The following is a 15,067-nucleotide window of genomic DNA, read 5'->3' on the forward strand; positions in this document are numbered from 1 at the left end:
TGGTGAACGTGGTGTGTGGCTTAATCGCTTACTGTCACCAGCCGAACAAGCCCTCGATTGCGATTGACCACAATTTGCTCCCCTCCGCTTAACCCGAACTCACGTTAAATTATTTATACGCTGATTCACCACCATTGAGGATTTTTCTCTGAGAACTAGGAAAAGAGATTAAGAGAAAGCTATATTTTTACTTAATTTTCGAGCTTTCTTCTAGAAATTCTAAAGTTCTGAGCAGGCGAATTGCCGACTCGTAAGCTTCCTCAGTCAGTTCGCGCGACTCTTCTGTACTGTCTACTAAGTCATCAACCACTAACTTGAGGAAACCAATCATCGGGTTCAAACGAGACCGAACTTCGTAAGAGGTTTTGACTAAAGCTTCATTAACAGCGGCTTTAATGACATTTTGAGTTGTTTCAGAGAACTGCATTGAGTACAGGCGAGTGTAGTAGCCGTTTTTCTTTAACAGTTCTTCATGAGTGCCGAGTTCTACAACACAACCTTTTTCCATCACGGCAATTTGATCGGCTTTCTGGACGGTGGAAAGGCGGTGAGCAATCACCACTGTTGTGCGATCGCGGCAAAGCTCATCAATTGCCTGTTGTACCAAACGCTCTGAAACCGTATCCAGGGCACTGGTGGCTTCATCTAAAATCAGGATTTCTGGGTTGCGTAGCAGTGCACGAGCGATCGCAATCCGTTGTCGTTGTCCTCCCGATAGGAGAACTCCTCGATCTCCTATCGTTGTATCAAAGCCTTGGGGTAAATTCACAATGAATTCGTAGGCGTTTGCTCGTTTAGCCGCTGCAATCACCTCTTCATCAGTCAATTTCTCCCATGCGTAGGCGATATTATTACGGACGGAATCGTTAAATAGGAATGTATCTTGGCTGACAATGCCCATCTCTTTCCTCAGCGAGTGCATGTCAAATTCCTTCATATCTCTTTCATCTATCGTGATGCGACCCTCTATCGGATCGTAAAATCTGGGTAGCAGATCGACTAGCGTTGACTTGCCTGCCCCCGATGCTCCTACTAAAGCAAGAGTTTTTCCTTTAGGAATTCCTAAATTTATCTTGTTTAGAATTAAATCCTCATTCCCCGGATAGGCAAAAGACACGCCCTCAAAACGAATTTCTTCTTTAAATCCGGTGTAAGGAACGCTACCATTCACCATTAATGGTTTGTTATCCCGGCGCAAGAAATCTGTCACCACTTCAACGCTGGGGGCAGAGTTGGCAAATTCGCCCCTCGCGCTGTTTAACTGACCTACGAAAGGCAGTAACCGGAACAAGACAACTAGATAAGTCAGCAGTACTGCTGAAAGCGACTCCAACTGCTGCAAAAACAAAGCACGACCTAACAATACAATTGCTAATACAACAATAATTCCCGATACTTCGTTGATAGGTCCAATCGCTCCCGAGTTCGCTTGCGATTGTAATTCCGCTTGTTCGCGTTCCTTAATCAGTTTGTTTAGTCGCTCAAATTCTCGCTCTTCATTACTAACACTTTTGATGAGCCGAATCCCAGTCAAAACTTCAAGTTGGGCACTAGAATAAGCCTTTGATGCTCTTGATACCGCCTTTCCGAATCTCTTAGATCGCTGGATATAATATTGATTTGGTAGCGTTACTAAAACCAACAGAACTGTAGAGGCTAAGGTAAGTTGCCAAGAAATTAATAATAATATCCAAACAAATACTAAAATTGTGGCTACTGTAACAAACAGCCGGATTAAAACGCGAATTGAACCAGCAGTCCGGCTAACTTCTTGTCCTAATCGATTGATAACATCTCCAATTTTCGTTTTTCCAAAATACTCAAGATCGACATCTAATAAGAGCTGAATCCCTTCTTTACGAATATCATTAACTAAGGATTTAGATAGGTAACTACCGACTAGAGAGCTGATATAGCTAGTCACATTTTTCAGAATAATGGCTAGTAATACTGCTGCCGTCATTGCTATGAGACGGTTTTCTCCCGAAAAACCGTCAAACACAGATAGCATTCTCCGAATGATCGGGGGTCCTCCATTTAAATCCAGCTGACTTTGCCCTAAAAAGTCCAGCACTACCGGTACAATTAAGGTTGTACTCACACCATTAAATAAAGCGCCGGAGAAGCCAAGAATGATTGTCGCTACGACTAAAATAGGATAGCGTAACGCAAATTTTAGAAGTAACTTACTAGAGTTTGAAAGCATATTTTTTTGCTACGAGTTGAGCCTCAATTCCTTGATAATTTAAAGTTTCCCAGCTACTTGCAAATCTTTAATCACATCAGATAGTATAGCTGCCATTGTCTCAGTACTATAGAGGGATATACATCTTTCCCTTGCTTTCATGCCCTGCTGATTTGCTTCATCTAAATGCTCGAATATCCATTGTATTTTCTCAGCAATTTCTTCTGCAGATTCAGGAGCAACTAGATAACCTGTGCCGCCTAAAATCTTTGGAATATCGCCAACGTAAGTGGACAGAATTGGCTTTGCCATTGCCATCCCATCGGTTAGTTTGAGCGGGAATTGAGCTTGCGCGGCAGGGGTATCTCGTTGGGGAACAACCACAATATGGGCAGCGGCTACTACAGCAGGCATTTCTGAAACTGGATATTTTGGCAATTTGATAATCCAACGCCCCCACTGTTGCATCAATTGATTATCGTAGGCATCGTATGGACTTCCCCCAACAATTACAAGTCTAAGGTCTGGCTGATTTAGCATCTCTAGTGCTGCTAAGACATCTTCAAGACCTTTGTAAGGTCGTGGCGCTCCAGGAAACATTAAAATCCGGTAGTCTGCAAGACCATAACGGATTCTACTTGCCTCAGCATCGAATTGGCTAGGATCGAAAAGAGTCGTATCTTTACCATTCGGTAAATACACACCTCCAAAGCGTTCTTTCAAAAACTGAGTATGTAAGGTAACGGTATCGGCATAAGATACTAAGCTTTCCATCCACTTTAAATAAAGAGGGTGATCTGGATATCTTAATGCCCCATCAGGTTTCAAAGTATCTCTATAAAATTGCTTTAAACTGGGACGATATTTCCATTGTTCGCCTCCATGCCAACTGAGTTCCCAGTCATCTATATCTAAAATAACCGGACGACGAGCCGTTAGCTTCTTGATAATAGATAACCCAAAACTTGTCGGTTTTAGCTTTACGGCGTATATAATGTCTCCATCTATTTGTTTTAAGAGCTTTTGAGCGGCTTTTATAAAACCTGAATGATAAGCGCAAGGGATGGCAACAATTGGTATTTCTGACTGAGATATTTGTGATGATTCGTCGCCAAAAACAAACCCAAAGATTTTTACTTCATAGTCTAGTTTTTTTAAGGCTTCATATAGCAGGAATGTGCGGACAGCCCCCCCCCATCTTCCTGCCCCACTAGCGGATAGATCGCTAACAACTAATGAGATTTTTAATTTTTTGTTTTGCTGTAAATCCACAAATTTTAAGTATTTTTAGAATCGTTGAACATAGGTTGAGCGAGTAATAGTACAAGCTAGTTTGAAAAACCAAGTTAATGCACTCTAGAGACCGCCTTCATTCTTCATTAGTATAATCGGTGAATCTGGAACATCAGCAAAAAAGGGGGATGGTATACGGCAGAAAGAACCAATGGCAACTAAATCAGGTCAGCAGAGGTTAAATGTCTTTTCGTCATCCCCTGCTGCTAAGAGAGGGATTTGAAGAAGGTCTAGTCCGCGAACTTTAGATGACCTGTTTGGATATTGTCAAAGATGCGATTAAGCTGGCGACGTTCTTCGTCTGTCACTAGGTAATCTGAAAGGATAGCCGTTGTCAGATGTAGATACTCGGTTCGGGTCAATTGACCCGATGAAAGGATACGGTCTACCATTTGTTGATTCTGTAGGTTTGACTGGCGTTCTCGTGTCCAGGGCATAGACGGTTGGTTGCTCCTTAATTTTCGGCGATTATGACTGGTGCTTACTTAAGATTATCTGTTTGCCGTTCGTTGGCATTTGTCTAAAGTTTCTGTAAGAATAATGTTAAGAAATGATAAAGTTCTGTTCCGTCAGAACACTCGCTTACAGAGGCAGTGGTAAATGCAGGTTGACCGAATTCCGGTACTTTCTGACAACTACATCTTTTTGCTGCATGACCCGACTCAGAAGATAGCAGCGGTTGTAGATCCCGCTGAAGCTCAGCCGGTACTGCAACGCTTGCAAGAAATTGACGTGCAGTTGGTGGCAATTTTCAATACTCACCATCATAGCGATCATGTGGGCGGAAATCGGCAGCTGATACAACGCTTTCCGGATGCTTGCGTGTATGGGGGGGCTGAGGATAAAGGGAGGATTCCGGGGCAACAGGTATTTTTGCAGGAGGGCGATCGCGTCGAGTTTGCCGATAGAATTGGCGAAGTTTTCTTCGTTCCCGGACATACCCGCGCCCACATCGCTTACTACTTCGCGCCAGCAACCGCTGAGGAGACGGGCGATTTATTCTGTGGTGACACCTTGTTTGCCGGTGGCTGTGGCAGGTTGTTTGAAGGCTCACCCACTCAGATGGTGTCCAGCTTGAGCAAGCTCAGAGCTTTACCCGATACGACCTGCATTTGGTGCGCTCATGAATACACCCTGAAGAACCTCCAATTTGCTCTCACAGTTGATGGGGGAAACCCAGATTTACAATCCCGCTATGCTGAAGTCAAAGCCGCCCGCAGTCGTTTCGAGGCAACGGTGCCATCACGGCTGGGAGTAGAAAAGCGCACGAATCCATTTTTGCGTTGGGACACTCCGACGCTGCAATCAGCGGTGAACAGCCAAGATCCCGTGCAGACTTTTGCGCGACTGCGGGGGATGAAAGATCGGTTTTAGGATTCTGCACCCCTGCAAGACCGCGAGGTATTTGTTGAATTCAGATTTTATATTGCGATCGCTCAACATATTTTCGTAGTATGGAGTGTTCTACCCCACGATTAATTTTCTTTTGTCTGTAGCAGAAAAAAACTATGGCGAAGCGCGTGCAATTAGTTTTGAATCAAGATGTCAGCAAGCTAGGAAAAAGCGGTGACTTGGTTGAAGTCGCTCCCGGCTATGCTCGGAATTATCTAATTCCCCAACAACTGGGAATTCCTGCCACTCCCGGCTTGCTCAAGCAAGTCGAACGGCGCAAAGAAAAAGAGCGGGTGCGCCTGTTGGAAGAAAAACAGCAAAGCCTTGAGCTGAAGACTGCCATAGAAGCTGTGGGCAGCTACACCATCGCCAAGCAGGTGGGTGAGGAAAATGCCATTTTCGGTACCGTCACCAGCGCAGAAGTGGTGGCAGCCATTCTCCAAGCCACTGGGAAGGAAATCGATCGTCGGACGGTTAGTCTTCCCGATATTGGTGAGACGGGCACCTACAAAGCAGAGATCAAGCTACACCCTGAAGTTAGTGCGGTTGTGCAAATTCAGGTTGTGCCCAGCTAATCGTAGTGCCTTACCTGAAAACTTGAGTCGCCGCCACAACGGTTTGACCGATAGTTTCCTGCCAGGAAAGGGGGTTGAGTGAAGCAGGAGTGCGATCGCTTAACCCCCATTATCATACTCGTGGTCTGAATCTTTCTGAGAACGGCCTTGTTATGGCTCACGAACTGAATTTCCAAGGCAAAAACGGTAACGAAGCGATGTCGTCCTTGGCGAATCGCTTACCCCCCCAAAACATTGAAGCCGAAGAAAGCATTTTGGGAGGTATTTTACTAGATCCGGAAGCCATCGGTCGGGTTGCCGATATCCTGCTGCCAGACGCCTTTTCGATTAACGCTCATAAGGCAATCTATCGCGCCGCCCTTGCCTTGAGCAGTCAAGGCAAACCCACAGATTTGATGAGTGTTACTACTTGGCTGTACGACAGGAGCGAACTTGACAAGGTGGGCGGACAGAGTAAGTTAGCCCAACTAGTAGATCGCACTGTTTCCGCCGTCAACATCGACCAGTATGCGGCACTGGTGATGGATAAGTACCTGCGCCGGAAGTTAATTCAGGCAGGCGGCGAGATTTCTCAGTTGGGTTATGAGACAGCGACCGAGCTGGAAACGATTCTCGACCAGGCGGAACAGAAAGTTTTTAGCCTCACCCAGGATCGCCCGCAGCAAGGTCTGGTACCCATTTCCGACACGCTGATCAATACGTTTCAGGACATTGAAATCCGCCATCAGGATCTGGCTCTCCCCGGTCTTCCCTGTGGCTTCTATGACCTCGACGCGATGACTGGTGGTTTTCAGCGTTCTGACTTGATTATTGTGGCGGGAAGACCCTCTATGGGGAAAACCGCTATCTGTTTAAATATTGCTCGCAATATTGCTGAATTTCATAAATTGCCAGTCGCTGTTTTTAGTCTAGAAATGTCTAAAGAACAGCTGGTGCAGCGGATGCTGGCAAGTGAGGCTGAGATTGAGAGTAACCGCCTGCGGGCTGGGCGAATTAGTCAAAACGAGTGGGAACCGCTCTCACACGCCCTCGGCAACCTCTCGGAGATGCCAATCTACATTGACGATACGCCTAACATGACGGTGATGCAGATGCGATCGCAAGCTCGTCGTCTCCAGGCAGAACAGCATGGACAGTTGGGATTAATTCTCTTAGATTACTTGCAATTAATGGAAGGAGCCAGTGACAATCGGGTACAAGAATTGTCGAAAATGACGCGAAGTCTCAAAGGTTTAGCCCGCGAACTCAACGTCCCGATTATTGCCTTATCCCAGCTCAGTCGCGGCGTCGAAGCGCGTAACAATAAGCGCCCGATGATGTCAGATTTACGTGAAAGTGGAAGTATTGAGCAAGATGCTGACTTAATCATCATGCTTTATCGGGATGAATACTATAACAATGACACGCCTGACCGAGGCATTGCAGAGATTATTATTGCAAAACATCGCAATGGGCCGGTAGGGACTGTAAGACTATTATTCGATCCGCAATTTACACGTTTTCGTAATCTGGCTTCTTCCAATCGTTGAGGATGGAACGTTCTCAATCAAGTGCGATGTATTGAGTACAATATATCCACTCGCAACCTCACCCCAAATTTCTCTTTGCTTTTCGGTGAGGCAAGGAGGTTTCAATCAGTTTACTTTACCTTGTTTTGTTTCATGAAAAATGAAGAGTAGTGGGTAAATCTTACTCAATACTCTTGAGCCATGACCGAATTGAAAAGACAGTTAATCGCCTTTAAAGAGACAGGACTTTAGCAACTGTTTGCACATCCTTATCGCCGCGTCCAGAGCAGTTGATGACAATGCGGGGATTGCCAGTCAGTTGAGGGCAGAGAATATCCAGGTAAGCGATCGCGTGAGACGTTTCCAACGCTGGAATAATTCCCTCTAGCTGCGACAACTGCCGAAACGCTACCAAAGCCTCTTGGTCAGTCACGCTGTAATATTCAGCCCGACCCTCATCCTTGAGATAACTATGCTCCGGGCCAACACCGGGATAATCTAGACCAGCACTGATAGAATGCGCCTCCACCACTTGACCATCCTCATCTTGCAGCAAATAGCTCATCGCCCCGTGTAAAACTCCTACCCGTCCCTTAGTAAGCGTGGCAGCGTGTTTCTCGGTATCAACGCCCTCCCCAGCCGCCTCAATTCCAATCAGCCGGACTGATGAGTCTTTGACAAACTCGTAGAAAAGTCCCATCGCATTTGAGCCACCGCCGACGCAAGCCAGGAGAATATCCGGCAAGCCGCCCCATTTCTCCATCGCTTGAGCGCGAGTTTCCTGACCAATTACTGCATGGAAATCGCGCACCAGCATCGGATAAGGGTGAGGGCCTGCAACCGAACCTAATATGTAGTGAGTTGTTTCTACATTCGTTACCCAATCCCGAATGGCTTCCGACGTGGCATCTTTGAGCGTTCCCGTTCCCGCCGCCACAGGGCGCACCTCTGCCCCCATCAGCCGCATCCGGAACACATTCAGCGATTGTCGTTCCATATCCTGGACGCCCATATAAATGACGCAATCCAGACCAAATCGAGCGCAAACCGTGGCTGTAGCGACGCCATGCTGTCCGGCACCCGTTTCTGCAATAATGCGCTGCTTGCCCATTCGCTTTGCTAACAATACCTGAGCCAAAGCATTGTTAATTTTGTGGGCACCCGTATGGTTCAAATCTTCCCGCTTCAGATAAATTTGCGGTCCCGTACCATCTGGCTTTGCATAGTGAGCCGTCAAACGTTCGGCAAAATAAAGAGGGCTAGGGCGACCTACATAATCCCGCAGCAATCCTTGAAGTTCTTGCTGGAAAGCAGGTTCAGCCCGGTATTTTTGAAAAGCCGCTTCCAACTCGCTCAGCGCTGGCATCAACGTTTCCGGCACGTACTTGCCGCCAAATCGTCCAAATCGCCCTAGTGCGTCGGGTTGTTGTACAGAAGCGTTAGCAGTTTCTTGGGAATCCGGAGAAATGGGAGTACGTGTCACAGCGAATTGTGGGAATTACAACACAAACTTCATTATAGTTTCGATGAGTTTATCCAAAACAAAATTAGTGAGCTGGAACTGGGCCGGAAGGTTCTAGCATCTCGGAGATAGAGTAGGAGTGGGAGGTGCAGCCGTTGAGATAGGAACTGGAGTTGCATTGACTGGATGGCAGGGGCGGCTGATTCGATTTTGGCGGCAATCGAGATTTAAAAAATTCGGTAAAATTGCCCTACAGGGTAGACAAACACGCTCCTCCAGATGTATTTCACACACTCTCATTGAGAACTGCTATATAGCACTCTTCAATGATTCCTAAAGGCGAGAGTTCCTGGCTTACAAGTCAAATAGGATCGTTACATCTGAATAAATCACGGACAAAGCTCGCGCCCAAATTTTGAAGAGATTTCCGGCTCCTTCTCGATCTAATCTGTTCTTGAATAACTTTTACCCGACTCACTGTTATGTCTTCTTCCAAGGGCAAAGCATCCAGTTCTAAAACACCCGCTCAAAATCGCGTTATCTACTCGGAATTCGGAAACACCGATAATTCAGATGCCTTAGAACGACCCGTACCAGAACTACCCCCTAATCAGCAAAACCTCAAAGTTCAGGCATCTCGGAAAGGAAGAAAGGGCAAAACTGTAACTGTAATTAGTGGCTTTCAGGTAAAACCAGACACTCTGGAAGCCTTGGCAAAACAGTTGAAAGCTCAGTGCGGCACGGGGGGCACAGTGAAGGAAAATGCGATTGAAATTCAGGGCGATCATACTCAGAAACTCGTCCAAGTTCTCGCAACTTTGGGATACAAAGCGAAAATCAGTGGCGGCTGATTTTCTAGGGAGATTCCGCGTCGGAAACAATCGAAGGTTTTAGTGGCAACGACACTGTAAAGCAAGTGTAATTGGCAGCACTTTCCAGATGAATCGCGCCTCCTAAATTGGCAACCAATTTCTGTACCAGGGCTAGTCCCAAACCAGTCCCGCCTTGCTTCCAGGGATCGGAGTTGGGAATGCGGTAAAACTTTTCAAAGACTCGTTCGCGTTCGCCTGTCGGAATTTCTACGCCGGTATTCATTACACTCACTTCCATCTTATCGGCGGCGCTACGTGCTTTTACCGCAATCCGTTCAGCTAATGGCGTGTACTTGCAGGCATTATTGAGTAACTCGCTTAATATGCGTCCTAAACTGGTGCGATCGCAAATTAAGGGAGGCAGTTCTGACTCAAGGTGAATTTCTAAGTGGCGATCGCGTTCTTGGGCGGGCTTTTGAAAAGGTTCTACAATTGTGGGCAGCCAATCTTGTAGCTGAATGCTTGTCAGTACCAAAGGCTGAATCTCTGCATTGATCCGCTGCCACTCTAGAAGATCGTTGATTAAGTTGGTTTCTCTTTCGCATTCGTTATGCAAAATATGGAAGTAGCGAGCCACTTTGTTTCTTTGGGCTGGTGGCTTAGAGAGTTCTGCAAACAGTCCGTGGTCTTTATTCAAGGCAATCCCCAACATCTGAATCGCCATTTTCATGTTGGCAACTGGCGATCGCAATTCATGGGGAACGGTACTCAGGAAGTCATCTTTGAGGCGATTCAGCTTTTCCAATTCTGCGACTTGGGCTTGCGCTGCTTGGTAGAGTCGGGCTTGTCGAATTGCGATCGCGCATTGAGACGCCACTTGCTGCACAAGCTGGATTTCCAGCTCGTTGAAAGCTTCTTCCTGCCGCTTAAATAACCACAGATCCCCGAACACTGCTTGGCTATCAAAAATTGGACAAGCGAGGATAGCCACCGCTCCTCGAATCTCAGGGATTAGATGACAAAACTGGAAATACTGACCTTTCAGCAATTGAGCATCCTCTTTAAACAAGTCGGAAATTGTGACGACTTGCCCTAGCGCTGATGGTAATCCTTGGGTGTACTCGTGAACGATTGTCGCCGTGGTTTGGTTGGCATCGTACAAAGCTGTATCGCAGCCTTCAATCCCCAACACCAAGGTTAATTCTTCGACGGCAGTTTGCAAAATATGGTTTTCGTCGAGGGTATCGCGGACTTTGTCAGTAATGCGTTTAAGCATTGCTTCAAAGTCGAGTATCTGTTGCAAGTGGGTTGTGCGATCGCGATTGAGCTGGTCGTAGGGTTGCTCGTGCAGCGTTTTTTGCAACCTCGTATCTTTTACCCCGCTATCATTTTGGGTAATTTTTCCCTCAACCTGATTTTTTAGATTCCTCTCGGCACACTCCCAATTTGCCGCCGAACAATCCACTAACCGATCGTCTTGAGAGGGAGGTATTTGTTGCAACAGCCAGCGTAGACCCACAACTTGCAGAAATTGCGGCTCTTGCACTGGCTCGACAGTAACAATAGCGTTAAACGTCTTACCCTGCCTTGTTTGCAAGCAGATTTCCCAGTTATTGGCAACAGATCCCTGTTGGAGGGCGCTGAGCTGAGTGTGAAAGTCCCTGTGAGCATCCGTTGCCACAAACTCCACCAGCGGCTTACCGATCAAGGTTTCTGGAATGCTTTCGAGCAACTCACCGCTTGTCCAGTTAGCTGATAAAATTACGGCTTCTCGATTTGTCACCAAAAACCCAATTCCCCTTCCCTGAGAAACCGCCTCTGAATTGCTATGAGCAGGCTCGATTATTTGCATTTCTTGGGGAGTGGAATCGGAGATCAACGCACCCTCGGCTGGGGAACGTTGCTGTTCTTCGAGTTCTGCGTGATTTTTGTTAGCGAATTCTTGCTGAATTTGTTGGCGCAGTTCCTCGATGACGCCCTGCATCTTTTGCAGCTGGTTTGATAGTTCTTTCAGAGCATCCACGAGTGGCCCTAGGTGAGATATTGGTAACTTTTCAGTACACTGCCACAGCTGCTCAAGTCGCTGTAGGGAATCTTCAACCTGCTGGTCTAGGTCATTTACCATTGCACCCTTAATTTCCCTCGACAACGCTTCTGTATCAGCAGTAATACCCATATCAGCGACGCTTAGATTTTGCTGGATTTGCTGCAATAATAGCTTTGCTTATTTGTGCCTTTATTTTCTAATAGAATAACTTCATATTGTTCGGGGCAACATCGCATCTTAGACTGATTTTCCCCAAAAAAGTTCCTGCGTTGGCGTTAAATATGCAACGCAGCCTGATGTTAGGAGGATTTTCGCGATGCTTTGGCAGAAACCAATAGCTTCTAAGCGCTCGCCCACCATCCCCTTTCGCTAATCTCTCTACTTATAGATATTACTTAATATTTTAAAAATCTTAAAAAGATTAAGCATTTTAGTAGCAAACATCACAGTAAATTTATCCTATCAGCTCACCGATAGATTGACATTTCTATCGGAATAGAGAGGGGGATCTCCCAAATTAATGACATTCTAGTAGAAATTCCCAATAATTTTCAAAAGGTGTTTTTATGGATCTCTTCCGTATCTTGATCGCTATTTTTGTTCCACCGCTGGGTGTTTTCTTGCAAGTTGGCTTTGGAAAAGACTTTTGGATCAATCTGGTCTTGACTTTTCTAGGTTTATTTCCCGGAATTATTCATGCGGTGTGGGTTATTGCCAGAAAATAGCGATCGCTCTCCATTCCTCCAGAATCTGCCCATCCAGCTTCCCTTCCAAGGAAAAAAGGAGCCATCTTCATGGCTTCTTTTTTCAGCACGATTTATTTCCAAGGCGGCAAAGACAATTACTCAGAGGCACTGATCCAGTGCCTCTAGACTTGCTTCTTTGATAGCTGCTGGATCATCTCGAAGTAGCACAGCAGCCGACTTCGTTACCCAATTGACGGTATAGCCCAAGGCAGCTAAACCACTCATGCGCTTACTTTTTAGCGCTTACAGGTTACTAGCGAGTAAGCATTTGTTGCAGCACCTGTCGGATTACATCTGACGGCACTTGGTCGGTTACAGTGACCGCCCCAATCTGGGTGGGAAGGACAAACCGCACCTTTCCATCTTTCACTTTTTTATCGGTTTGCAATGTATCAATAATTGCTTCGATGTCTAGCCCCACTGGTAGCTGGGTAGGTAATCCGGCTTTTTGAATTAGGGCATCTTGACGTTGGGCGTCTGCCTTGTCCCACATCTGAAGGTTAACTGCAATCTGACCTGCCGCGACCATCCCAATCCCTACCGCTTCCCCATGATTCACGACGCGGTAGCCGGTTAAGCTTTCTACAGCATGACCGATAGTGTGACCATAGTTGAGAATGGCGCGAAGTCCGGCTTCTTTTTCATCTTTGCTGACGACATCAGCTTTAGCTTGGCACGATCGCGTCAGGATTTCTTGCAATAAACGAGCATCAAGAGAGGGGAGTGAGTCAAGATATGGCGATCGCTCCATCTGCTCAAATAAATCAGCATCCCAGATGATCCCATACTTAATCACCTCTGCCATCCCCGCGCGGAATTCTTGCACCGGCAAGGTTTTCAGCACCTCTGGGTCAATTAAAACCAGTCGCGGCTGATGGAAGGCACCAATTAAATTTTTTCCTTGGGGATGATTAACGCCGGTTTTGCCGCCAATGGCAGCATCAACCATTGATAAGAGTGTTGTCGGAACTTGTACAAAGTTAATCCCCCGCAGCCAGGTAGCGGCAGCAAAGCCAGTCATATCACCAATTACACCACCGCCTACCGCAACAAGCGTTGACGAGCGTTCTAGGCGATTTTCCAAGGTGGCGTCGTAGATTTTTTGGACAGAGTCGAGAGTTTTGTAGCGTTCGCCAGCGGGAAGGGTTAGTTCGGTAACGTCAAAACCAGCTTCTTTCAGGGATGCGATCGCTTCTTGACCATAGTGCCGGAAAATTTCTGGGTTAGAAACAACCAGGACTTTCTTCCCTAAATTCAAATTGGTCATCTTAGCGCCTAGTTGCCCTAGACCCGAAGATGCGATCGCAATTTCGTAAGCCTGCTGCGGTAAATTAACCCGAATCACTGATTCCATAAGCCAAACCCCATCAACCAACAAGCGCCCGTGGGCTGTATTCTACTCCACTTGATGTTTCAATAGTGGATATTGCGTTCTATCGGAAACATGGAAATCTCTGGAGCGATCGCTTACGTCTTACTTTTGGGTGGTGCTTTTGCTGTTGCTGTGGGGCTGTATTTCGGTCTCCGCGCCATCAAGCTGATCTAATCACCAGCCTGCTGGCGAAGGATGAACGATGAAGGAATTGTTCGTTCTGTACTTCTTTCCTACTTCATCCTTGCTTAAGGCGGGTTAGAGAAGGATACCAGAAGACGAATCAACGAATCCTTTCATCTCTCATCCTTCTGTTAGACTTAACACCTTTACTGTAGATTGCCTTGGGGTACTCTCACAGGGCTGGCTAGTCGCTCGACGCGCCATTAGGATTGTTTTTGGCAAAACTCCCACTAATTGAGCCAGAATTTCATCCGGCATCTGGGCAGTCGCTTCAACACCAAAGTATTTTTCAAATAAAACTACAATGATCCGGGCACGCTGCAACGGCACGCAATACTCCATTGCTTTTTGAGTAAAGCGAATCCATTGTTGCCGGATTTCATAAGCTTTTTGTCTCTCGGCGCGAGACTCAGGGCAAACTACTACTGGGTTGCCAATGGGAATCACCCGGCTACAATTAATATCAAACAGGCTGCCAATCCCCGCACCAGGTCCTGCCAATTCTGCATGATGGCGATGACAGATAATTAAGGCACTGCCGCGACAACCATCGACCCGGAGGAGCTGTCCACTGTGCAACTGGCTTAAGATTTCTGTAGGTTGGTTAATCGGTTTAGTAATGAGGGCTTTGTCGGGCATTGTAAGTCACAGAATCCTCTAACTTGAGTATCTTGCATCTAACTTATACCCCTCAGTGATCGAATCTGTTTGGGGGGTGTGATACCCATTTGATTCATTAGTGATTCTTATCACTACAAATCCTGTGACTCACTAGAAATGAAGATGTTTACAACTCAGGCTTAGACTTGATAGCACAATGCTTCAGAATTTTTCACTTGTCTAGCGTTGTGCTTTCTAACCAATTGTCTGGCGGCATCTTCAGCTTTTCAAAGGAGTCAGAGTCGCCAGAGGTAATATCGCTGTTTTAGCTTTGTCGTTGAGTAGCAGCTTGCCAGCCGCATCGACACTAAAATCTTTTCCTGGCATAAATCCTTTGCAAATCAAACGTTTGCCGACGGCGACTGAAGTAATAGTACGAATTTCTTGCATTACATCGGCAGGAATGAGATTCTCTATCGTCCAGAACACTGAATCGGTGTCAAACCAGATTATACGTTCGATACTCACCAGCATCATGCCACCGATCTCTGCCACGGTCATCTGACTTCTCAAATTCGCGATTAGGTCTTTTCCAATCTGGCTATTACGGGTCATCATCGCCCTAGCCATCTTGGCAATTTCTTGTTCTAACTCTAAGTAGTTCATTCCTGACATTTAGGTTTCCTTCCTAACTGTGTTTGCGGTTCTGCCAAGTATACCTAAAGAAGGAGTAAAATATACCCCCAGAGGGATGAAGAAATAAATTATTTTAGAAAGTATAAGCAGAACCTTGTCAGTAGCGCCAGACAGTAGAATGACTGCGCGATCGCTGCTGTTGCGATCGCAAGAGTATAGGGATGCGCTACGAGGAAAGATTAATAAAACTAGGACA

15 protein-coding genes are annotated in these 15,067 nt (G+C 46.3%); 6 read left to right on the top strand and 9 right to left on the bottom strand.

The genetic code is table 11. From position 1 onward, the window contains the following. Window positions 1-187 precede the first annotated feature (187 nt). From H6H02_RS15465 to H6H02_RS15475, 3 genes are all read right to left on the bottom strand, one after another. Window positions 188-2,206, bottom strand: a complete 2,019-nt coding sequence (locus H6H02_RS15465; RefSeq protein WP_190819270.1) for an ABC transporter ATP-binding protein — start codon at window positions 2,204-2,206, stop codon at window positions 188-190. Between the two features lie 39 nt (window positions 2,207-2,245). Next, a complete protein-coding gene (locus H6H02_RS15470) occupies window positions 2,246-3,457 on the bottom strand; it encodes a glycosyltransferase (RefSeq protein ID WP_190819272.1) in 1,212 nt (403 codons plus the stop codon). A gap of 251 nt (window positions 3,458-3,708) precedes the next feature. Further along, window positions 3,709-3,915 carry a hypothetical protein gene (locus H6H02_RS15475; protein ID WP_190819274.1) on the bottom strand — a complete coding sequence of 69 codons (207 nt, stop codon included), beginning with the start codon at window positions 3,913-3,915 and terminating at the stop codon, window positions 3,709-3,711. Between the two features lie 163 nt (window positions 3,916-4,078). Here H6H02_RS15475 and gloB point away from each other — a divergent pair, with 163 nt between their 5' ends. From gloB to dnaB, 3 genes are all read left to right on the top strand, one after another. Continuing rightward, window positions 4,079-4,852: a hydroxyacylglutathione hydrolase gene (gene gloB, locus H6H02_RS15480; protein WP_190819276.1), complete on the top strand. Its 774-nt coding sequence runs from the start codon at window positions 4,079-4,081 to the stop codon at window positions 4,850-4,852. A gap of 134 nt (window positions 4,853-4,986) precedes the next feature. Continuing rightward, window positions 4,987-5,445 carry a 50S ribosomal protein L9 gene (gene rplI / locus H6H02_RS15485; RefSeq protein WP_190819278.1) on the top strand — a complete coding sequence of 153 codons (459 nt, stop codon included), beginning with the start codon at window positions 4,987-4,989 and terminating at the stop codon, window positions 5,443-5,445. A gap of 152 nt (window positions 5,446-5,597) precedes the next feature. Further along, window positions 5,598-6,974, top strand: coding sequence for a replicative DNA helicase (gene dnaB / locus H6H02_RS15490; protein ID WP_190819433.1), 1,377 nt, complete (start codon window positions 5,598-5,600; stop codon window positions 6,972-6,974). 211 nt (window positions 6,975-7,185) lie between these two features. Here the strand turns inward: dnaB and trpB are convergent, their stop codons facing one another. Next, entirely contained in the window at window positions 7,186-8,436 is a 1,251-nt protein-coding gene (trpB, locus tag H6H02_RS15495; RefSeq protein ID WP_190819280.1) for a tryptophan synthase subunit beta, read from the bottom strand. A 461-nt stretch (window positions 8,437-8,897) separates the two neighbouring features. Here trpB and H6H02_RS15500 point away from each other — a divergent pair, with 461 nt between their 5' ends. Next, on the top strand, window positions 8,898-9,266 hold the full coding sequence (locus tag H6H02_RS15500; RefSeq protein ID WP_190819282.1) for a translation initiation factor: 369 nt from the start codon (window positions 8,898-8,900) through the stop codon (window positions 9,264-9,266). A 4-nt stretch (window positions 9,267-9,270) separates the two neighbouring features. On the opposite strand, the gene H6H02_RS15505 is transcribed toward H6H02_RS15500, so the two are convergent. Then, window positions 9,271-11,403 (bottom strand): ATP-binding protein, encoded by a 2,133-nt coding sequence (locus H6H02_RS15505; RefSeq protein ID WP_206757290.1) that lies wholly within the window; start codon window positions 11,401-11,403, stop codon window positions 9,271-9,273. A gap of 437 nt (window positions 11,404-11,840) precedes the next feature. On the opposite strand from H6H02_RS15505, the gene H6H02_RS15510 reads away from it, so the two are divergent. Beyond that, on the top strand, window positions 11,841-11,999 hold the full coding sequence (locus H6H02_RS15510) for a YqaE/Pmp3 family membrane protein (protein ID WP_190819286.1): 159 nt from the start codon (window positions 11,841-11,843) through the stop codon (window positions 11,997-11,999). Window positions 12,000-12,119: 120 nt separating this feature from the next. Here the strand turns inward: H6H02_RS15510 and H6H02_RS27665 are convergent, their stop codons facing one another. Both H6H02_RS27665 and aroB read right to left on the bottom strand, forming a co-directional pair. Continuing rightward, window positions 12,120-12,245 carry a hypothetical protein gene (locus H6H02_RS27665; RefSeq protein WP_277922558.1) on the bottom strand — a complete coding sequence of 42 codons (126 nt, stop codon included), beginning with the start codon at window positions 12,243-12,245 and terminating at the stop codon, window positions 12,120-12,122. A gap of 28 nt (window positions 12,246-12,273) precedes the next feature. After that, the gene (gene aroB / locus H6H02_RS15515) at window positions 12,274-13,374 is read right to left on the bottom strand and encodes a 3-dehydroquinate synthase (protein ID WP_190819288.1); all 1,101 of its coding nucleotides are present in this window, start codon (window positions 13,372-13,374) and stop codon (window positions 12,274-12,276) included. A 96-nt stretch (window positions 13,375-13,470) separates the two neighbouring features. Between aroB and H6H02_RS15520 the strand changes: the two genes are divergently transcribed. Next, window positions 13,471-13,566 carry a cytochrome b6-f complex subunit PetL gene (locus H6H02_RS15520; RefSeq protein WP_190819435.1) on the top strand — a complete coding sequence of 32 codons (96 nt, stop codon included), beginning with the start codon at window positions 13,471-13,473 and terminating at the stop codon, window positions 13,564-13,566. A 129-nt stretch (window positions 13,567-13,695) separates the two neighbouring features. Here the strand turns inward: H6H02_RS15520 and H6H02_RS15525 are convergent, their stop codons facing one another. Next, the gene (locus H6H02_RS15525; protein WP_190819290.1) at window positions 13,696-14,214 is read right to left on the bottom strand and encodes a hypothetical protein; all 519 of its coding nucleotides are present in this window, start codon (window positions 14,212-14,214) and stop codon (window positions 13,696-13,698) included. A gap of 240 nt (window positions 14,215-14,454) precedes the next feature. Then, entirely contained in the window at window positions 14,455-14,850 is a 396-nt protein-coding gene (locus H6H02_RS15530; RefSeq protein WP_242040733.1) for a hypothetical protein, read from the bottom strand. Window positions 14,851-15,067 lie beyond the last annotated feature (217 nt).

It is taken from the genome of Coleofasciculus sp. FACHB-1120 (assembly GCF_014698845.1).
Classification (GTDB): Bacteria; Cyanobacteriota; Cyanobacteriia; order Cyanobacteriales; family FACHB-T130; genus FACHB-T130.